The sequence below is a fragment of the Xanthomonas vasicola genome, assembly GCF_000772705.2.
GTDB lineage: Bacteria > Pseudomonadota > Gammaproteobacteria > Xanthomonadales > Xanthomonadaceae > Xanthomonas > Xanthomonas vasicola.
The window spans coordinates 19246-39687 of sequence record NZ_JSBW02000010.1; the positions used below are offsets into that span (position 1 = coordinate 19246).

General features: G+C 63.2%; 14 protein-coding genes. 7 read left to right on the plus strand and 7 right to left on the minus strand.

The genetic code is table 11. The features are described from left to right. Positions 1–307: 307 nt before the first annotated feature. Positions 308–3343: a TonB-dependent receptor gene (locus NX05_RS02295; protein ID WP_039430683.1), complete on the minus strand. Its 3036-nt coding sequence runs from the start codon at positions 3341–3343 to the stop codon at positions 308–310. A gap of 158 nt (positions 3344–3501) precedes the next feature. Further along, positions 3502–4554, minus strand: coding sequence for a LacI family DNA-binding transcriptional regulator (locus NX05_RS02300; RefSeq protein ID WP_010374576.1), 1053 nt, complete (start codon positions 4552–4554; stop codon positions 3502–3504). A 411-nt stretch (positions 4555–4965) separates the two neighbouring features. Here NX05_RS02300 and NX05_RS02305 point away from each other — a divergent pair, with 411 nt between their 5' ends. The 3 genes from NX05_RS02305 (at position 4966) to NX05_RS02315 (ending at position 9917) form a co-directional block, all read left to right on the plus strand. After that, positions 4966–5940 carry a hypothetical protein gene (locus NX05_RS02305; RefSeq protein WP_039430687.1) on the plus strand — a complete coding sequence of 325 codons (975 nt, stop codon included), beginning with the start codon at positions 4966–4968 and terminating at the stop codon, positions 5938–5940. Continuing rightward, positions 5940–8609 carry a glycerol-3-phosphate 1-O-acyltransferase PlsB gene (gene plsB, locus NX05_RS02310; protein WP_039430690.1) on the plus strand — a complete coding sequence of 890 codons (2670 nt, stop codon included), beginning with the start codon at positions 5940–5942 and terminating at the stop codon, positions 8607–8609. The genes NX05_RS02305 and plsB overlap by 1 nt, the downstream gene beginning before the upstream one ends. A gap of 327 nt (positions 8610–8936) precedes the next feature. Then, positions 8937–9917 carry a zinc-binding dehydrogenase gene (locus tag NX05_RS02315; protein ID WP_039430693.1) on the plus strand — a complete coding sequence of 327 codons (981 nt, stop codon included), beginning with the start codon at positions 8937–8939 and terminating at the stop codon, positions 9915–9917. 276 nt (positions 9918–10193) lie between these two features. On the opposite strand, the gene NX05_RS02320 is transcribed toward NX05_RS02315, so the two are convergent. Beyond that, the gene (locus tag NX05_RS02320) at positions 10194–10397 is read right to left on the minus strand and encodes a YdcH family protein (RefSeq protein ID WP_017112409.1); all 204 of its coding nucleotides are present in this window, start codon (positions 10395–10397) and stop codon (positions 10194–10196) included. Positions 10398–10550: 153 nt separating this feature from the next. Between NX05_RS02320 and NX05_RS02325 the strand changes: the two genes are divergently transcribed. From NX05_RS02325 to NX05_RS02335, 3 genes are all read left to right on the plus strand, one after another. Beyond that, positions 10551–11123: a hypothetical protein gene (locus NX05_RS02325; protein ID WP_039430696.1), complete on the plus strand. Its 573-nt coding sequence runs from the start codon at positions 10551–10553 to the stop codon at positions 11121–11123. 256 nt (positions 11124–11379) lie between these two features. After that, the gene (locus NX05_RS02330) at positions 11380–11583 is read left to right on the plus strand and encodes a DUF5076 domain-containing protein (protein WP_230597596.1); all 204 of its coding nucleotides are present in this window, start codon (positions 11380–11382) and stop codon (positions 11581–11583) included. A gap of 208 nt (positions 11584–11791) precedes the next feature. Then, positions 11792–12145: a ribonuclease E inhibitor RraB gene (locus NX05_RS02335; protein ID WP_039430702.1), complete on the plus strand. Its 354-nt coding sequence runs from the start codon at positions 11792–11794 to the stop codon at positions 12143–12145. A gap of 59 nt (positions 12146–12204) precedes the next feature. Here NX05_RS02335 and NX05_RS02340 read toward each other — a convergent pair whose 3' ends face one another. The 4 genes from NX05_RS02340 to NX05_RS02355 all read right to left on the minus strand — a co-directional run bounded on the left by NX05_RS02340 (position 12205) and on the right by NX05_RS02355 (position 18665). After that, entirely contained in the window at positions 12205–12738 is a 534-nt protein-coding gene (locus NX05_RS02340) for a lipocalin family protein (protein WP_039430705.1), read from the minus strand. A 338-nt stretch (positions 12739–13076) separates the two neighbouring features. Then, positions 13077–14111 (minus strand): glycoside hydrolase family 43 protein, encoded by a 1035-nt coding sequence (locus tag NX05_RS02345; RefSeq protein ID WP_039430708.1) that lies wholly within the window; start codon positions 14109–14111, stop codon positions 13077–13079. Positions 14112–14145: 34 nt separating this feature from the next. Further along, complete coding sequence (locus NX05_RS02350) at positions 14146–15633, minus strand: MFS transporter (RefSeq protein ID WP_039430712.1); 1488 nt, start codon at positions 15631–15633, stop codon at positions 14146–14148. Positions 15634–15731: 98 nt separating this feature from the next. Further along, the gene (locus NX05_RS02355; RefSeq protein WP_039430715.1) at positions 15732–18665 is read right to left on the minus strand and encodes a TonB-dependent receptor; all 2934 of its coding nucleotides are present in this window, start codon (positions 18663–18665) and stop codon (positions 15732–15734) included. 456 nt (positions 18666–19121) lie between these two features. Here NX05_RS02355 and NX05_RS02360 point away from each other — a divergent pair, with 456 nt between their 5' ends. Beyond that, positions 19122–20435: an MFS transporter gene (locus tag NX05_RS02360; protein ID WP_039430784.1), complete on the plus strand. Its 1314-nt coding sequence runs from the start codon at positions 19122–19124 to the stop codon at positions 20433–20435. Positions 20436–20442: the final 7 nt, after the last annotated feature.

Consider the following 20442-nt stretch of genomic DNA (forward strand, 5'->3'; position numbering starts at 1 on the left):
CCCAGGGGTAAAGCGCGACGCAGTGGAGTGACTGGCGCGTTGGGTTGGTGCTTTGGTGTGGAATACAGGGACAACAGACAACAACAGCCGCAAGGGCTGCAACAACGAAGGTCTGCGGTGACCGGTGCTTGCTCCTTCAGGCACGGCTTCAGACAGGAAATGCAGTGGCTAGGCGTCGCCGATCAACTTGCTCGATGCCAGGCAGCGCGCCGGCGCCACGCACCAGTTGCGACGCCTGGCACAACGCACCAGCATAGATGACAGACCCGGGCTGGCTTGGTCGGCGAGCCGGCACATCAGGGACGGCTTACCAGATGATGCGGGCACTCAAAAACAAAGTGCGCGGCGGGGTGGAAATCGCACCGTATTGGTTGATGCTGACGCGTGGGTTATAGACGCCGCCCTGGCCCCAGTCGATGGCGTACTGGTCGTAGTTGCGGAAGTTCAGCGCATTGATCAAATCGCCGCGCACCTGCACGGTGAGCGCGTCGGTGACATGCATGTCCTTGGACAGCGACAGATCCAGCTGCCGCGTGCCGAAGATATCGCCACCAGTGATGAACTTGCCGCCCGGCGCATCCACCGACACGATACGGATGTTCTCCGACGGCTGGCCGCCGTACTGATCGAACGATACCGCTTCGTTGCGCGGCGGCACCGTGGCCAGGGTCAGCTTGGCCGAGGCGCTGATGCCCCAGAACAGATCGTAGATGCCGGTCACCACCAGGCGATGGCGCGGCACGGAGTTCAGATCCAGGAACGGGTAGTTGGCGATCGTGGCCGCATCGAAGCCGTATTGTTCGTCGTTGCCGCGATTACCGCGCGCATGCGAGAACGTGTACGCCGCCGTCAGGCCCCAGCCGCTTTCCTTGGTGTAAGCCTTGTCGGTGGATAGCAGCAATTGCGCGGTCTTGGTTTCCACACCGTTGTTGCCGATGATCAGCGAGCCGAATCCCGGCGGTGGTTGGCCCCAGGGCTGTCCGCCATTCTGGAAGAAATCGCCATTGGGATAGCGGTTGCCCAGGGTCAGGATCAGGCCATCCTTGCTGTGGATGTACGACACCGTGGCCGAGTTGCTCCACTCGCCTGCGCGGGTACGCAGCCCCAGCGAATACTGGTCCGAATACGGTGTCTTCAGATCATTATTGAGCAGGTCGATCTCGCCGTTGCGCACACGTGCATCGACCAGGCCACCGAGACTGTCCGGGTTGCTGACAAAGGACGGATTGAAGTTGGTGCAGGTGCCGGGCGCCGGCGTGCAGCCGGAGGATTCGACAAAACGGATGGTGTACTGCGACAGCGCCGACTTGACCTGCTCCAGGCCCATCACGTCGAACAGATTGCGGTCGTAGCTGCGCCCGGCACCGCCGAACAGCACCAACGATTCGTCGCCGCGGAAATCATACGAAAACCCCAGACGCGGCGCGAAATTATTGTTGTCCTGTTTGCGGTTGCGGCCATTGCTGATGTAGTCGTTGATGTTCACGCCGCCCTTGGCCAACTGTTCGGCATAGGTGGCGCTAACGGCCGGGTCGGTGCCCGGGCCATTCAATGCGGCGATCACTTCTGGCGGGGTCACGTTATCCAGGTAAGACGGAATCTTCTCGCCATCCCAGCGCACGCCCAGATTCAACTGCAGCTTGTCGTTGACGTCCCAATCGTCCTGGATGTACAGGCCCAGCTGCTTGCTCTTGGTCGTGACCGACGGCGCCGCACCGGCAAAAGGTAGATTGAAGCGCACCTGGTAGGGAATCGGCGCTGTTCCCTGGCCATCGGCCACCGCATAGTAGAACGAGGGATTGGCTGCAGAATTTTCGCTCTGGGTCAGCTCCACTTCCTTGTATTTCACGCCCATCTTGATGACGTGGCTGCCGTGCCAATCGATGCTGTTGAAGGTCAGGTCGTTCTGCAAGCTTGGGCCTTTCTGGCCCTTGCGCTGAATCGCCAGGCCACTGGTGGCATCGTCGTTGAGCAACACATCGTCTTCGGCGGTGCCGCGGGTGTACACGGTCTGGCTGCCGATGGTGTAAGCGGTGGGGTTGAACAACACGTCTTCGTACGACAGCCGTGCTTCGTTGACGTAGGTCTCGCCGAAATGCTGCCAACGCAGGTCGTAGCGCTCTTCCGAATTGAGGTTGACCTTGGCGGCGATGGCGGTGTTCTGGTCGCCCACGCTGTCGCGGCTTTCTTCGTCGCGGTACTTGGCTGTGAGTTCCACACGATCGTTGTCGCCGATGTCCCAATCGATCTTGCCGAAGTACAGGTCTTCATTGAACGGGCGGGTGACCGAGCCCAGGCGGCTCTGCACCCTGGCTGGCAAGTCGTCGCTCAGCGCGCTGAAACTATCCGGTACCGCAACCGGGTTCGCCGACACCTCAAAGCCCTTGCCTTCGTAGCTGAAGAAGAAATGCGCCTTGTCCTTGACGATGGGTCCGCTCAGCGCAAAGCCGTATTCGTCCTGGTGGGTTTTGCGCTTGTTGCCATCCGCGTTGGGTGCGCCCGCACGCTCGTCGGCTTGGCGTGCGCGGAAATCAGTATTGGTGGTGCGCCCGAAGAGCTCGCCGTGGAACTCGTTGCCGCCAGACTTGGTGGAGGCCACGATCGCTGCCGAACCGACTTGGTCGAACTCGGCCTTGTAGTTCGACGTGATGACCTTGTACTCACCGATCGCCAGCTGCGGGAACGGGTTGCCTGCGCTCTGCTGCTGGCCGGACACGCCGCCGAACAGATAGCTCTTCTGGCCCACGCCGTCGATGTACACATTCACTGCCGAGCTGGCCTGTGCGCCACCACGAATGCGGCTGTTGCCGTTGGCATCGGTCTCGAACTGCATGCCCGGGACGGTGTCGGCAAACTCCAGGAAGTTGCGGGTCAGCTGCGGCACCGTGCTGATTTGCTTGAGCGAGATATTGGTGCCCACTTCTGAGGTTTTGACCTCCTGCAGCGTGGTGGCAGTGACTTGCACCGCATCCAGCGTGGTGGCATTGCCCGCAGGAGCGGCCGGCGCATCGCTGGCGGCGCCCAGGTCCAGGCTGACCGACGAGGCCACCGACAACGTCACCGTCTTCTCGGTGCCGGGGCCGGCGTCGACCTTATAGGTGCCGGGCGGCAAGCCGACCAGTGCATAGCTGCCATCGGCACCGGTGTTCACCCGGCGCACCGCGCCACTGGCGACATTGGTCGCAGTGACCGTGGTCCCGGCCTGGATTGAGGCCACCTGGCCGCGCAGCGTGGCATTGCTGGATTGCGCCATGGCCGGGGCAGCGGCAAACAGCGAGGCGGCCAGGGCGCAGCACAACAGGCTGCGCGCCGGCAGGGTGACGACAGTGCGGTAGGTCTTCATGGCTTCCCCAGGGGTCAGGCGCTAACCGGCAAAGTGGTCGGTGTGGCGCGGGTGGTGCGATATATCAAACGACAAAACAACGGCGAACAGACTTCAGGTGTTATAAAAAACATAAGAAAGCGCGAAGATTTCGTGAAGATGTGACGAAGGGCACGTGCTTAGCCGGCAGGCGTAGCACGCGGCGCGCTCGACGCACGCACGATCAGCTCCGGAACCATCTCTGAAAACGCTGGCGGTGCCGCATCTGCGGGCGGTGCAGGCGCATCGACCAACTGCTGGCCCAGCAACAACTGCAACGCGCGCGCGCCCAGCCCGGCGATATCTACCCGCATCGTGGTCAACGCAGGCAGCACGTAGCGCGCCATCGGCACATCGTCGAACCCGGCCAGTGCGATGTCCTGCGGCGCCTTCAGCCCGGCATGGCCGAGCGCGAACAGGCAGCCAAGCGCCATCATGTCGTTCGCGGCGAACACCGCGTCCGGACGCGTGTCCTGGGCCAGTGCCTGGCCGGCACGGTAACCGGATTCTTCGTCGAAGTTGCCAGGCAATACCCACGGCTGCGCGGCTGGATCCAGCGCCAATTCGTCGCGATATCCGCGCAGGCGCTCATGCGCATCGAAGTTGTCGTCGGGGCCGGCGATGAAGGCGATGCGGCGGTGACCACTGTCGCGCAGGTGGCGGGTCATGACCCGCGCGCCGCCGTAGTTGTCCACATTGAGTACCGGGCGCTGGCTGGCGCTGCCGGCGCAGTTGAGCAGCACTGCCGGTAGGCCGCCGGGCAGCGCATCTTCATGCACGCCCGAATCGCCCAGCGACGGCGACATCACTACCACTCCATCCACGCGCCCGGGCAGGCGCTCCAGCGCGCGGCGCTGCGCCTTCGGGTCGCCGTGCGAGCTGGAGACCAATAAGTGATAGCCCTGGTCGCGTGCCACCTGGTCGATGCCGCGGATCAATTCGGAAAAGAATTCGCCATGCAGGTCCGGGAGCACGACGCCGATGGTGTGGGTGCGCCGGCTGCTGAGACTGCGCGCGGCGTGGTGCGGGATGTAGTTGAGCGCACGCGCTACCTGCAATACACGCTCGCGTACCGATTCGGCCACGTGCTGATGCCCGTTCATGGTGCGCGAGACCGTGGCCACCGACACCTGCGCTTCGCGCGCAACGTCCTTGATGGTGACGCTACCGCCTTCGGACCGTGGCCGGCTCATGCTGTGGCTTTCTCCAAGTCAACGCGTGTGGCGGCGCACGCCGGGGTAGGGCGCACGGTCCGCTGGCGCAGAGCGTTCGTGTCACACATGCACATGAATGACATCAGCCCCATCTGATGGCGCCCCCCGAGGCGAGATGCAGCGCACGCTAGCAGGAACTGCAAGCGCTTACATGATGCATTGCAACATTGCGCCAAACGCAAGTAGCGCAAGGGCTGGACGCCGATTGCTGGACAAGTTTGTCCGCATAAGACATCAGCAGCCAATGTCGGACACTGGTCGACAACGTGTCAGGGAACGACGAAACATCACATCTGCAGACCATACCCCAGCGCACGGTTAAGGCCTGCCTTGCCGCCAATGCATTCAGACAGCAAGATGCGCCGATCGATCAGGGGGAACATCGTGCGCATGTCGCTACCTACCGTCCGCGCAGGGCGGTTCCAGTCCGCCGCGTGGCTGCTGCTGGCCGCGCTGTGCGTGAGCGGCTGCCAGCGCAACGAGAACGCGCCTGCATTGCCCGGCGCCAAGGCCGAGCCGGCCGCGGCGATGCAGGCGATGACCTTGCCATTGCGGCGCAACGATCTGGTGGCATACGCGCGCATTCGAGTGACGCCTGCGCAATACACCCAGCTGGAAGCGGCGTGGCGCGGTGGTGCCAGCCGTTGGCCGCTGACCGAACTGCCGCGTCCTAATGAAGTGGGCACGCTGCTGGGCTCGTTGTCGGCGCCCGGTGCCGAACGCAGCCTGCAGCAGGCCTTCGATGCTCAGCTGGCCGGCCAGGCGCAGGGCATTGCCCAGGCTGCGCAATCGCTGGGCCAGTTCGGCGTGCAATACCTGCGCAGCCGCAACGATTACCAGCCTGAGCAGCGCGCGCATTACGTGCAGTTGGTCGATGCACTGAGCGCCTGGGCTGCCACCGCGCCGCTGGCCGATCGCCCACGCGCCAAGGCCAGCATTGCCGATCTGGTCACTGCCGCGCGCGCGACCGGCATCACCTCCGATGCCGATCTGCAGCGGCTGGGCATGGAAGAGAGCCTGCGCCGGCTCGGGCCGTTCTGGGAAACCTGCAAGAAGGTGCTGGAGCGTTACGACCTGTCGATCGATAGCAGCTTGGATGCGCTGCGCACCGGGTTGATCAAGCAGGACGGCGACACCGCCCAGGTACGGCTGCGTTATCCGCTGGCCGCCCACGCCATTGATCTGACCGTGGCGCTGATCAAGCGCGATGGCCACTGGTACCAGCTGCAGACCCAGAACGAGGTGCAGGCGCTGCTCGATAGCACCCAGGCCGCCCCCTTACCCGAGGCGACTGCAGCGCCCGACACTGCAGCGGGCGCGCCGGCCAAGCCTGCCGACACCGGGCAACGCCCGGCTGGGCGATAATGACTGTGATGCCAGAACAGAATCCCCTGCCGTTCCCGGACGGCCAGCCCGCCCCGCCCAGCGCTGCCGTCGCCGACACCGGTGCCACGATGGCGGCGTTGCCGCTCGCCGAACCGGTGCCGCCGGAAGTCGTGCCATCGATCGCGCCCGGCGTTGCCGCTGCGCGTAGCGCCAAGCGCCCCTGGTGGGCGCGCCTGCTCGGCCGCCTGGCAGACCCCTGGCTGAGCCTGACCATCGAGCCGGACCAGCCCGGTCGCTACGATGACGGCCGCCCGGTGGTGTACGTGCTGGAAGACTACGGCATGTCCAATGCGTTGATCCTGGACAAGGCCTGCCGCGAAGTCGGTCTGCCGTCGCCGCTGGTGCCGTTGCCGGGCGACCCGCTGGAGCGCAAGCGCGCTTACCTGGCGCTGTCGCGACGTAGCAGCAGCAATTCGCTGATTCCCGAGCAGCGCGGCGGCAAGACCCATTCCGATTCGCTGGCCAAGTTACTGCAGGCACATCGCGTGCGTGCCGACCTGGACGTGCATCTGGTGCCGGTGTCGATCTTCGTTGGCCGTGCGCCGGACAAGCAGAGCGGCTGGTTTGCGGTGCTGTTCTCGGAAAACTGGGCGCTGGTCGGCCGCTTCCGCCGCCTGCTGTCGGTACTGCTCAACGGCCGCACCACCATCGTGCGGTTCGCTTCGCCGATTTCGCTGCGCCAGACCATGGCCGAAGGGCTGCCGCCCGAGCGCACCTTGCGCAAGTTGCAGCGCGTATTGCGCACGCACTTCCGGCGCATCCGTGAAGCGGTGATCGGCCCGGACTTGTCCACCCGGCGTTTGCTGGTGGACCAGGTACTGGCCGCCGAGTCGGTGCGCGAAGCTATCGCCATCCAGGCCAAGCGCGATAATTCCAAGCCGGTCGATGCATGGCGCAAGGCGCATGCCTATGCATGGGAAATCGCCGCCGACTATTCCAGCCCGGTGGTGCGCTCGGCCAGCTTCCTGCTCACCCACGTGTGGAACCGCATCTACGCCGGCGTGCTGGTGCACCACCTGGACAAGCTCAAACAGGCCGCGCCCGGGCATGAAGTGGTGTACGTGCCCAGCCACCGCAGCCATATGGATTACCTGCTGCTGAGCTACCTGTTGTACGAACGCGGCATCGTGCCGCCGCATATCGTGGCCGGCATCAACCTCAACCTGCCGGTGGTCGGCACGCTGCTGCGCAAGGGCGGCGCGTTCTTCATCCGTCGCTCGATTAAAGGCAACGCGCTGTATTCGGCAGTGCTCAGCGAATACGTCGCCCAGCTGGTGGCCGGCGGCTATTCCATCGAATACTTCGTCGAAGGCGGGCGTTCGCGCACCGGGCGTCTGCTGCAGCCCAAGGGCGGCATGATTGCGATGACGCTGCGCGCGTATCTGCGCCAGCCGCGAAAGCCGGTGCTGTTCCAGCCGGTGTACATCGGCTACGAGAAGTTGATGGAAGGTAACAGTTACCTCGACGAACTCACCGGACGGCCGAAGGAAAAGGAATCCATCTGGGGCCTGCTGTGGTCCATTCCCAAAGTGCTCAAGCAGAACTATGGCCAGGTGGTGGTGAACTTCGGCGAGCCGATCGCACTCAACGACGTGTTGGCCAAGCACGCACCCGACTGGGACGGCCAACCGCTGCCGGAAGATGAAAAACCCACCTGGTTGGCACCGGCAGTGGACACGCTGTCCACGCAGATCCAGACCCGCATCAATTGTGCCGCCGACGTCAATCCAATCAATCTGTTGGCGCTGGCCTTGCTGTCCACGCCCAAGCACGCGATGGGCGAGGCCGACCTGATCGCGCAGATCCAGTTGTGCAAGAAGCTGCTGGCCGAGATGCCGTACTCGGACCGCGTCACCGTCACCCCGCATACGCCAGCGCGCATTATTACTCACGCCGAAGAGATCAACGTGCTCACGCGCGTGTCGCACCCGCTGGGCGATGTGCTGAGCGTCAGCGGCGACACTGCGGTGTTGCTCAGCTACTTCCGCAACAACGTGCTGCATTTGTTTACGGCATCGTCTTGGGTGGCGTGCTGCTTCCAGAACAACCGCCGCATGAGCCGCGCCGGTCTGTTGCGCCTGGGCCGCACGGTGTACCCGTTCCTGCAGGCCGAGTTGTTCTTGCCGTGGAGCGAAGATCGCTTTGCCGAACGCATTGAGCAAACCATCGACATGTTCGTGCGCGAAGGGCTGTTGCTCAACGTCACCGACGACGATGGCGGCATCCTGGCACGCAACACCGGGCAGACTGACGAGGTGTTCCGCCTGCGTGCCATTGGGCATTCGCTGCAGCAGGCGTTCGAGCGCTATTACATCGCCATTTCAGTATTGGTGAAGAACGGTCCCGGCGTACTCGGTGCCGGCGAACTGGAAAGCCTGTGCCAACAGGCCGCGCAACGCCTGAGCCTGTTGTACGCGCCGGCCGCACCGGAGTTCTTCGACAAGACCCTGTTCCGCAGCTTCATCCAGAAGTTGCGCGAGCTGCGTCTGGTATGGCCGGACGAGAACAGCAAGCTGATGTTCGACGAGCGTCTGGATGCCTGGGCCAAGGATGCCAAGTTCATTCTCGGCCGCGAGCTGCGCCACACCATCGAGCGCGTCAGCCCGGCGGCGGCCAAGCCGGACGTGGTGCCGCCGCCGGCTGAGTAAGTCGGCGGCGCAACTGCCATCGTCTCCCTGCAGTACGTGAGGGCGGGCCAATGGCATGACACATGTAGGTAGGCGAAGACGCGCAAGAGGCTTCCCTTCTCCCACGGAAGAGGGTGCCCGAAGGGCGGATGAGGGTTGGTCAGCACGCAAATCCTCCAGCGCTGCAGCAGACCAGATTCACCCCCAACGTTGTTCACCAACGCCGTGAACTTCACACAGCAGTTCCGTTCGTTTCATCCGCTTCTTGCAGCCGTGCCGATAGCATCGCGCCACCTTTCATCACGATCGGGTGCGTTGGACCACAGGCGTGCCCGGCAGGAGATCTCGATGCGCGCAGCGATCCACACCCAGTTCGGCGATCCGTCCAAGGTGCTTGAACTCGGCGACCGACCCACACCGCAACCCGGCAAGGGCCAGGTCCGCATCGCGATGCGGCGCTCGCCCATCCACAACCACGACCTGTGGACGGTGCGCGGCAACTACGGCTACAAGCCCGAAGTTCCGGCGATCGGCGGCAGCGAGGGGTCGGGCGTGATCGATGCGCTGGGCGAAGGTGTCGAGGGCTTGCAGGTCGGCCAGCGTGTCGTCGCGGCCGGCGTGCATGAGAGCTGGGCCGAGTACTTTTTGGCCGACGCAACCGGTGTGGTTCCGCTGCCCGACGCACTGGATGACGACCGTGGTTGCCAGCTCATCGCCATGCCGTTGAGCGCGTTGATGCTGATCGAATTCCTGCAGGTCAAAAAGGGCGATTGGATCGTGCAGAACACCGCCAACGGTGCAGTCGGCAAGACGGTCGCCATGCTCGCTGCGGCACGCGGTATCAGCGTGATCAACCTGGTGCGTCGCGACGCCGGCGTGGACGAATTGAAAGCGCTGGGCATCGGCAACGCGGTGTCGAATGCGCAAGATGGTTGGCAAGATGCCGTGCGCGCGCTGGCCGGCGATGCACCGATCGTGTGCGCGATCGACTCGGTTGCCGGCAAGGCAGCTGGCGAGCTGATGAGCCTGCTTGCCGAAGGTGGCGAGTTGATTTCCTTCGGCTCGATGACCGGCGAGCCCCTGGAGATTTCCAGCGGCGATGTGATCTTCAAGCAGGCCACCGTGCGCGGCTTCTGGGGCAGCAAGGTCATGCAGGCCACCAAGTCCGAGGACAAGCGGCGCATGATCGGCGAGCTATTGAAGGCCGCGCTCGACGGCAGCCTGGCGCTGCCGGTGGAAGCGGTGTTCGATCTGGAAGATGCGGCCAAGGCGGCAGCGGCCAGCGCCGAACCGGGCCGCCGCGGCAAGATTTTGCTGCGTGCTGGTTGAAAGGGTTCGGGCGCTTACTGAAACGGCGCCAGCACGGGATTGGAACTGGCAGGGCGCGCGCTGGTTGGAGTCCGACGTGCGCTGTCGGCGTAGAGCGACGTGGCCCGATGAAATTCTCAGCACTCGTACCCTCATCCGCCCCGTCGGCACCTTCTCCCGGTGGGAGAAGGAAGCCTCTCGCTGCGTATGCGCAGTTACATGCGCCAAGACTTTGCGGCTCAGCCCAACAGACCACCCAGCAGCCATATCAAACCACCGCCAACCCCCGACCAGCCCTCAGGCCGGCTCGTCAGGCACCAGTTCCATCTCCAAGCGCGTGATGCAGTCCTTGATGTGCAGCTTGCGCTTCTTCAAGCGCTTCATCTGCAGCTCGTCGTCCATGTTCGCGGGCACGCGCTGAATCTCCTCGTCCAACGCGCGATGGGCGCGTCGCAACTCGGCGATCTGCTCGACGATCTCGGCGGTTGACAGGGTTTCCACCCCCCGAAGCATACACAACCCCAGGCTGCGCGCGTCACCCACGCTTGCCAAGTGGCGGTGGACTGCGACAATGCCGGCGCGCCGCGGGGAAACGGCGGCGCGCCTCATTCATCATTGCCGCGCGGCTACGGCCGTCGAGAAAGGAGTCTTTCGATGCGTCTACATTCTTCCCTGCTGGCCCTGGGCCTGTTCACCGCCGCCAACCTGGCCAGCGCCGCCGACGTCGCCAAATACGACGGCTTCCTGTGCTGCAACCTGCGCACCGACGGTCGCTGGATCAGCGACAGCAACTACGCCGAAGACGGCAAGCGCGTGCTCCCGGTCGGCACCCCGGTCAGCGTCACCGGCTTTGGCCGCAACCGCGTCAACCTCAAGATCGCCGGCGAAAAGCAGTCCATCGGCAACGACTACAGCCGCGACCTGGACAACACCGCCTTTGCCGCCCGCTACGTCATCACCGCCGATCCCAAGCTCAAGCTCGCCACCTTCCCGCCCAAGATTCGCCAGGCCATTACCGACGGCAAGCTCACTGGCGGCATGACCCGCGAACAGGTGCTGATGGCGGTCGGCTACCCGATCAGCAGCGAAAACCCCAACCTGGAAGCCTCGCTGTGGCGCTACTGGCGCGACAGCTTCTCTGAGTACCAGGTGCAGTTCGGCCCCAGCGGCAAGCTGGTGAAGGTGACCGCCGATCCGCAGTTGATGAATTTGATTTGGGTTCCCTGAGGCGCAACGCGACGCAGACGGCGCCGGCCTGAGCTGGCGTCTATCAGCCTCATCACTGCCGGCGTCACTAGCACCGATTCCGCAAGTGCGCGCTGCCAACGCAAGGCAGCGATGCTGCCACATGGCGCGTTGCCGTGCGTCCCCACCCGACGAGGGAAATATGCACGATGGAGAATTGATGATCCCGCCCGATGCATTGGCAGATCCGGATGCCTTTGAATGATTGCGTCTGTGGGCGGCGAATGAACCGCTGCATGTGAGCATCAGTAGCGATCTGGGCGGCGGTGCAGAGGACTTTGGCGAGCTGCTCGCCGATCTCTTCGAGCACGCCTCACGGATGTACGCGCAGCGCGATGGCATGCCATTGGCGCAGGGTCGCCCCCTGATCTCGGACGACTTCCTGCGGCGGATCGCCGACCCCAGTGCTAGTCGAGAGGGAGCACTACCGGTTGAACACTAGCGGCACGGTTTAAGCCCAAGTTGCACAATCGCGCATGCCTCCTCGCCCCAGGCTAACTCCGTTTCATTGTCAGTCAGTCGGTCAGCAGCAGGCCGGAGACGTAAGCATCGCCGTGCCGCCTTTGGATACTATCGACGCTGGCTTTCCAGCCCAACGGCGAAGATCCTGGCGTTACTGGCTGTTCCGGCCAATATTTGATGAGAGCGTTATGCAGCGAGATCCGAGTCTGTATCCCAAAGACGACAACGGCGACACCCTTTGGCACATTGCGCAACAAGGGGTCGACCTTTCAAAGCCGCGGGAAATCGCTTTTTCGGTGGTTTTCCCTACCAAGGAGACGGCGCTTGAGTTCTCAGTGATGCTGCTTCGCTTTGAGCAGAAAGTTCGTTGCTGTCATTACCCGGAAAACACGGCGTTTCCCATGGATGTCACGGTGTATCCGAGCATGGTGCCGTCGTACAAGGCGATTTGCGCGTTCGAGGAAGAGCTGGCAACCGAAGCCAAGCCCTTGGGCGGCTTGAACGATGGATGGGAGTTTTCTGTGGACACGAAAGACGCCTGACGGGCTCGGCCAGTTCGGAGGACCGCACGGCGTGCAGATCCTCCTATAGCCAGCCCGCATCAGCGCATTGACTGCGGCACACGTCGCAGCTGTGAGACGTCGTAACCCATGGCGGCAATGCGTTGAACGGCCTGCTGATAGTCGGCATCTGAGACCTGCGGGGTACGCGCCATGTACCAGACGTAATCGCGCTTGCTACGCGCCACGATGGTCTGCGTATAGCCTGCGTCCCGCCAGGCAATCACGTACTCGGCCTTGAACGGCCAGAGGAACTGCATGCTCCAGAGCGCGCCATTGCCCTCCTTTGCAACTTGGCCGACCGGATGCAGAGACTTGAGTGGCGCCTGGAAGCTGCCCTTGCGAAATGTGAAGGTGGTCTGGATGCGACCATCCGGGCGCAGCGCGTAGCTCTCTACTGCGTCGTAGGCGTTGCGCTCGGGGCGGGTCGGAATATGTGCGATGACATACCAGTTGCCCATGAAGCGCGGCACGTCGACGGTTTCTGCGCGGGGCAGGGCGGCGCGTGCATCGCTTGCGCTAGCGCTCCCGTAAACCGCGAGCGTGAGTAACAACAGCATCGAACTGCGTTGCATGGCACTTCTTCCTAAAGAGGGCACGTCTCAGCAGTATGTAGCTGCCCTGCGTCCGGATGCGAGCCCATGCGATGTAGTTCCAGCCCAGGCGAAAGACCGTCCATCGTGCCTGCGACATGACGGTGACGTTTGCCAGGTTATCGGTGTTCAAGAGGCAGATGAAGAAACACCCAGACGCCAGGAATGTCCAATCAGCGCCGGGGAGTGTTGGTTCAACGATCAGCTGCAGTGATGGCCACGCGGTGCGTTGCAGCGTCGAGGCGAAAGGACTTTTCTTCCATCACTGAGGTCCGCCGATAAGGGCTGCATGGATATCAGGAGACATTGCCCAACAGCACTCACCAAGGCGACACCGCCTCTTCCCCATACGGATAAATCATCGCGATCGTTCCATCTGCAGCATGTTCCAGCGGCGCCATCTTGATGCTGCGCAGATGCGTCTGGCCGCCGGAGAGCACGCTGTCGTGATAGAACAAATACCACTGGTCTTCAAACGCGCAGATGGAGTGATGCGTGGTCCAGCCCACGACTGGTGCAAGCAGGACGCCTTGATAAGTAAACGGGCCGTAAGGTGAGTCGCTGGTGGCGTAGCAGATCAGATGGGTGTCGCCGGTGGAATACGACAGGTAATAGCGGCCGGCGTGTTGGTGGACCCAGGGGCCCTCGAAGAAACGGCGGGCATGGTCGTCGGCGCGGAGCGGGGTGCCGTATTCGTCGAGGATGAGGATTTCGCGGGCGGGTTCGGCCAGTTCGGTCATGTGCGCATGCAGGCGCGCTACGCGTGGGCCGAGTGCAGGTGCGTCGCCCACCGGTTCCTGATGCGTCTGCGCATACGCGTTGTCGCGGTAATGCTGCAGCTGGCCGCCCCAGATGCCGCCGAAGTACAGGTAGTGCGCGCCGTCGTCGGCAGCAAGCACGGCTGGGTCGATCGAAAACGTTCCGGCGATGGGCTGTGGCTCTGCGACGAACGGACCTTCGGGGCGGTCACCCACCGCTACGCCGATCTGGAACATGCCATCGGCGCGTTTGGCGGGGAAATACAGATAGGTCTTGCCGTTGCGTTGGGCCGCATCCGGTGCCCACATCTGCCGCTGCGCCCATGGCACGTCGCGCACGTGCAGCACTTGCCCAAGATCTTCCACCGCTGCACCCGGGTGTGCCATGCGCAACACGTGGTAGTCCGCCATGTCGAAATGCGAGCCGTCGTCGCTGAAGGCCACGCCGGCATCGAGGTCGTGCGAGGGATAGATATACAACGCACCGTCGAATACATGTGCGGACGGGTCGGCGGTGTAGAGATGGGTGACCAGCGGTGCGGAAATGGCGGTGCGCGCCAGGACCTGCAGTGCAGCGGTTTGCAGCTCATCGGACATGCGCGTACCTGTGCATAAAGGAAAAAAGGGGAGGTCAGAGAGTGGCGAGCGTGGCGGTTTGTCGGCGCACGCCGAGTTCGTGTTCGATGCGGGTTTCCAGCGCTTTGTCGATTTCGTACAGCGCCAGCAGTGCCGTGCCGACCAGGAACGGCAGCGAGGCGTACACGCTGATGGCCAGGCGGATGCCATTGGTGACTGCCGCGCTTTGCTGCGGCAGTGCGGCGTCGTAGCCATAGAACGCCAGGATGCCGGCGACCAGTGCGCCACCTACGCTCAGGCCGATCTTCAAGCCGCACAACATCGCCGAAAAGATGATCGCGGTAGCGCGGCGGTGGTTCTTCCATTCCGAGTAATCGGCCACATCGGCGATCATCGCCCACAGCAGCGGGATGGTGATGCCGTAGAAATACCCGTGCAGAACATAGGAGGCGAAGACCCAACCGATGGCATTCGGCGGGTACAGGTAGAACGCCAGCAGGAACAGCGTGGAGATCAGTAGCGCGCCGCCGAACACATTGCGCTTGCCATAGTGGTCGGCCAGGCGTTTGGAAAAACCGATGCCCACGATCATCGCCAGGATGCCGCCGGCGCTGAAGATGCTAAATGCGGAAGTTGGTGCGTCCTGCGGCCAGTGCAATGCGCTCATGCCGGCGCCGGTCAGCACGCTGTTGATCCCGGCGATGAAACGGTTGAAGCCGGCATGATCGAGAAACTGCGTCAACGCGTTGGCGTCGAGGTAGTACTTGAAATAGTAGATGTACATCCCGCCCTTCATGGCGAGATTGATGAAGATCAGGATGGTGAGCGCCAGCATCACCAGCCAAGGTTTGTTGCGGACCAGATCGGTCAGGTCCTGGCGCACGCTGTTGCGTTGTTCGCTGATCGGTAGCACACGCTCGCGCGTGGTGAAGAAGGTGATCAAAAAGCACAGCGTTCCGACCGCCGCGAACAGCGCCATGGTGTTGCGAAAGCCCTGTGCCTTGTCGCCATTGCCCAGGATCAACACCAACGGCAGCAGCAGCACCTGGATGATGAACTGCGCAAAGGTCACCGCCAGAAAGCGATACGCCGACAAGCTGTTGCGCTGTTCCATGCTGCCGGTGAGCACCCCGCTCAAGGCCGAATACGGCAGGTTGTTGGCCACATACACCAGCATCAGCAAGGTGTAGGTGGCAAACGCGTAGGCGATCTTGCCCTGCTCGCCGAGCGCGGGCGTATTGAAGGCGGCCAGCGACAAGGCACCGAAGGGCAGCGCTGTCCACAGGATCCACGGGCGGAACTTGCCCCAGCGGGTACGGGTGCGGTCGGCCAGGATGCCGATGATGGGCGTGAACACGAACGCGCCCAGCATGCCGACCACAAAGATCAACGTGGCCGCCACGCCCGCAGGCATGCGAAACACATCGGTATAAAAAAACGCCAGAAAAGTAACCAGCGTCTGGAAGATCAGATTGGCGGCCAGGTCGCCCAGGCTGTAGCCGATCTTTTCGCGCACGGAGAGCTGCTGTGACCGATCGTTCATGAGGTGGGGCGGGCTCGAAGAATGCCGCGGAAAACGCCGCGGCGCGCATTGCGCCACCGGTCGCCGCTGGGAGGAACGGCGACCGATGACGACAACACTCAAAAGGTACCGCGGATGCCGAGCATGACGGTGCGCCCGGGCTCGTACAGATCGTAGGTGGCGTTGGGCCAGGCGAAGGTCGTGCGCAACGGCTCGTTGGTGATATTGGTGACGTTGAGCGTGATCTGCGGCTTGGACGGCAGCCAATCCAGTGCGTAGCTCGCCGACATATCGAGTTGGCCGCGCGCGTCGGCGTTGAGGCGCGCATACGGAATGCCGTTCTGGTTGGCGCCGGAGATCACCATGTCGTCGTTCCAGGCGTAGGACAGGCGGATCGAGGCCGCATCCTTTTCCCAGTAGACGGTCCCGTTCCAGAGGTTGGGTGCGACACCGACGGCTACCGCCGGCACGCCTTCGCCTTCGGACTGCTGGTTGACGTGGGTGTAGTTGAGGCTGAAGCCCAGGCCATCGAACAGCTTGTCCAGCGGCTGAACCCAGATGGCCTCGGTGCCGCGGATATTGAGCACACCATCGGCATTGACCTGCGTCTGCACATCCACGGTGGCCGCATTGGGGCCGCCGCGCTGGGCCAGGCCGGCCTGCTGGATCGGCAACAGGGTGTCGTAGCTCACGCCCAGCTCGTTGAACGGAATGCGGCGGATGCCGTTGACGGTGAAGCCGGTGATGCGCTTGTTGAACAGGGTCAGGCCCACATAGCCTTCGCCGCCGGTGTACCACTCGCCGCCGAAATCCACATTGGTTGATAGATACGGCTTGAGGTTCGGATTGCCCTGCGTGGCGGTCTGCGCGGAAGGATCGCTGAAGTTGGTGTTGGGCAGCATCGCGCTGGGATCGGGGCGGGTCAGCGTGCGTGAGCTGGACAGGCGCATGACCACCTTGTCGGCCACGTCCCACGCCACGTTGAACGAGGGCAGGGTTTCCTTGTAATCCGAATCCAGCACCTGCACGCTGCGGACACCATTGATGGTGACCGGGCCGGTAATGGTCTGGTCGGTGGTCACATAACGCACACCGGCGTTGAAACGCATGGTGCGGTTCCAGACCTCGGCTTCGGCATTGGTCTCGATGTAGAAGCCCAGATTTTTTTCGCGGATGCCGCCGGTCGAAGCGCCGGTGTTGGCCGAGTTGCTCTCTGGTGCGGCATCGCGCAGCGCGTAGTAGTTGGTGTCGGCCAGGAAGCGGGAGAAGTCGGCAGTGATAAAGCCGTCCGGGCCAGGTTTCAGATAACTGGCCAGGGCCGAGTTCGGGATTGCCGAGCCGGCGCCGCCATTGCACACGTTGCCGCCGTCGCCGCGGCACACCACCTGTTCCCAGGCGGTGCTGTTGTCGAAGCCGCGAATGGTGCGCTCGGCCATGTCGTAGGACGCACCGATCTTGACGTTGCGCTTGTCCTCGCCGAACTGCAGATCGGCGCGCGCGCCGCGCGTTTCGGTCTGGCGCTTTTCGTTCTGGATATTGACCCGGCCGCCCGTCCAGCCCCAGCCCAGATTGGGGTCGTTGAGATCGAGCGGGCTGGTGATGCTGGGGCGGTCGCCGCCTTCGTTGCGGTACTCGACGGTGGTGAACGGCGAGGTGATCAGAATGCTGGGCGATTCGCGCGCGAGCCAGCTACGGGTGGCATTGGCCTGCACATTGAGCTTGATGTCCTGCTCGGCGCCAAACAGCAGTTCCGCACCAGGATTGACGCTCCAGAACTTGACGTTTTCATGGTATGGGCGCGCTTCCAGAAAATACTGCGCATTGGCGAAGCTGGCGCTGGTCACCACGTTGTTCTGATCCAGCTGCATGCCGAGCGGGATCATGTTGCCGTTGCGGCCGATCAGATTCATGCTGATGCGCTCTGTGGTGCGCTCGGCTTCGGAGTACAGCGTGTCCAGGTAGAAATGCATGCTGTCGGAGGGGCGCCATTCCAGCGACATCACCGACGCATCGCGGTCGCGATCACCACTCATGTAAACGCGGCGGCCCAGACGCGGGATCAGCGCATCGCTGATCTGGTCGATGCTCAGGCCTGGGTTGCGTGCCAGCAGCCAGGCGGCATCGATGGTTTCGCCGGTGGTGAGGCCGCTGCCGGCGGTGGCGGGCACCGTGTCGGGAATGCGCCAGTTGCCGCCGCCATTGACGTTGCACGCGGTGGGTTGATTGGTGGCCGGCGTGCCCGCCGGCGGAGTCAGCCCGCACTGGGTGTAGGTGAGGCCGGGATTGGTCCAGCCCACGCTCTCGAAGCCACGCACGCCGAGTTTGCTGCGCACCGACGCCACACCGAGCAGCGCGCCGAAGGTGCCTGCTTCATTGGTCCAGCTGCCCATGAAAGCGCCACGTGGCGTGGTTTTTTCGCTGGTGCTGTTCCAGTCCGCCTGCGCCTGATAGGTGAAGTGCACGCCGGGGCGGTCGAACGGGCGCGCGCTGCGCATGTCCACCACACCGGACACGCCGCCTTCGAGCATGCTCGCGGTCGGTGTCTTGCTCACGGTGAGCTGGGTAAAGAATTCGGTGGGAAACAGATTCAGATCGACTTCGCGGTTCTGGTTCTGCGCATTCAGGCCGATCGAAGCAGTGGCGATGCTGGCGCCGTTGAGCGTGGTCTTGGTGAAGCTGGTGCCCAGGCCGCGGATGGCGATGTTGAGACCTTCGCCGTTGACGTCGCGCGCCAGCTGCACGCCGGGAATACGGTTGAGCGACTCGGCGATGTTCATGTCCGGAAACTTGCCGATATCTTCGGCAAACACCGTGTCGGCAAAGCCCACCGAATCGCGCTTGGCGTCGGTGGAGAACTGGATGCTGCGTCGGTAGCCGGAAACCGTGACGGTATCGAGCTGCTTCACTGCATTGGTGTCGCCGGCAGCAGGCGGTGGCGTTTGCGCGGCGCTGTCGGCCGTAACGGACTGTGCCCAGGCGGCAGTGCTAGCCATGCTCAGCAGGGTGGATCCCAACGCGCAGGACAACGCGGTTCGTGCGTAGCTGTTCTTCACCGTAATCCCTTCCCTAACAGGTAGCAGATGTCCCACGCATCGCCCCTGCGCAGGGAGTGCCGCTGCCGGTGTGCGGCGCGACGATGGTGCGATGGGGGAGATGGACGATCAGCGCGCTCGATGTTAGCGCTAACAAATTCGCAACATCACGCTGCAGGGCAGCATAGTTGCGCGTGCAGAGCGGCAAGGCGCCGGCGCAGGCGCGCAATGTTGCCAAGGCGCCCACATACGGTGGCGCAGTGCTGCACTGCGCGATGGATTTATCGCGTGGCCGTGGTAATGGTAGCGCTATCAGCCGTGGCGCAAGGCCACCTTCGTGCAGGTGCAGTGGTCGATGAGTCGAACCGAAGAACGCGGCAGTGGCGCGCCCCGCTGGCAACTGGCCGGCGCACGCAGGCATGCGCCGTGTAACGTGCGGGCTGAATGCGCTCCGGCGCAGTTGCGCAGGCCTCGCACATGAGTGAGGTGCCCACCGCCGCGCCTGTCACTGCATCGGTAAAGCTCGGCCGGGTGCGCTGGCGGGTCTGCGCCTTGCTGCTGGCCGCCACCACCATCAATTATGTGGATCGCCAGGTGCTGGGCGTGCTGGCGCCGTTTTTGCAGACGCAAATCGGCTGGAACGAAATCCAGTACGGCTACATCGTCACCGCATTCCAGGCGGCATATGCGCTGGGGTTGCTGTGTAGCGGGGCAGTCATCGACCGCTTCGGCACGCGGCTCGGCTATGCGATGGCGATTGGCATTTGGAGCCTGGCAGCAATGGGGCATGCCTTGGCCACCAGCGTGGTGGGCTTTGCGATTGCGCGGTTTTTTCTGGGCCTGGGCGAATCGGGCAATTTTCCTGCGGCGCTGAAGACCGTGGCCGAATGGTTTCCGCGCCGCGAGCGCGCATTGGCTACCGGCATCTTCAATTCCGGTTCCAATATCGGGGCTATCGTGGCCCCATTGCTGGTGCCTTTGATCGCCACCGCCTGGGGCTGGCAGGCGGCGTTCTTGTTCACAGGTATTCTTAGTGCAACCTGGCTGTCGGTGTGGTGGTTCAGTTATCACCCGCCCGAGCAACAACCCGGGTTGTCGGCCGCAGAGTTGGCACATATTCGCAACGATGCGCATGAGCCGGTGCAGCGCCGGCTGTCGTGGTTGCAGGTGCTGCGGCATCGGCAGGCCTGGGCGTTTGTGCTGGGCAAGCTCATCACCGACCCGATCTGGTGGTTTTTCCTGTTCTGGCTGCCGAAGTTCCTGCATGCCCAATACGGTTTGAGCCTGCTTCAGTTGGGCGCACCGTTGATCGTGATCTTCGTGCTGGCCGATATCGGCAGTATCGCCGGTGGCTGGGTGGCCGGGCGCTTCATCGCGCGTGGCTGGAGCGTCAATCGCGCACGCAAGACCGCAATGTTGATCTGCGCCATTTGTGTCGTGCCTATTGTGTTCGCCGCGCGTGCAGACAACTTGTGGCTGGCGGTCGCGTTGATCGGCCTCGCCACGGCCGCACACCAGGGTTGGTCGGCCAATCTGTTTACGTTGCCCTCTGACATGTTTCCGCGGCATGCGGTTGCCACCGTGGTGGGCATCGGTGGCTTCGCCGGTGCGGTGGGCGGCATGTTGATCGCCACCTTTATCGGCTTCTTGTTGCAGGCCACCGGCAGCTACGTGCCGGTATTTCTGATGGCAGGCTCGGCTTACCTGCTGGCGTTGGCCGTCGTACACACGCTAGTGCCGCGGCTGGAGCCGGCGCGGTTGCCTGCCGGTCCAGCGCCGATATCGTCGTGAGGAGCTT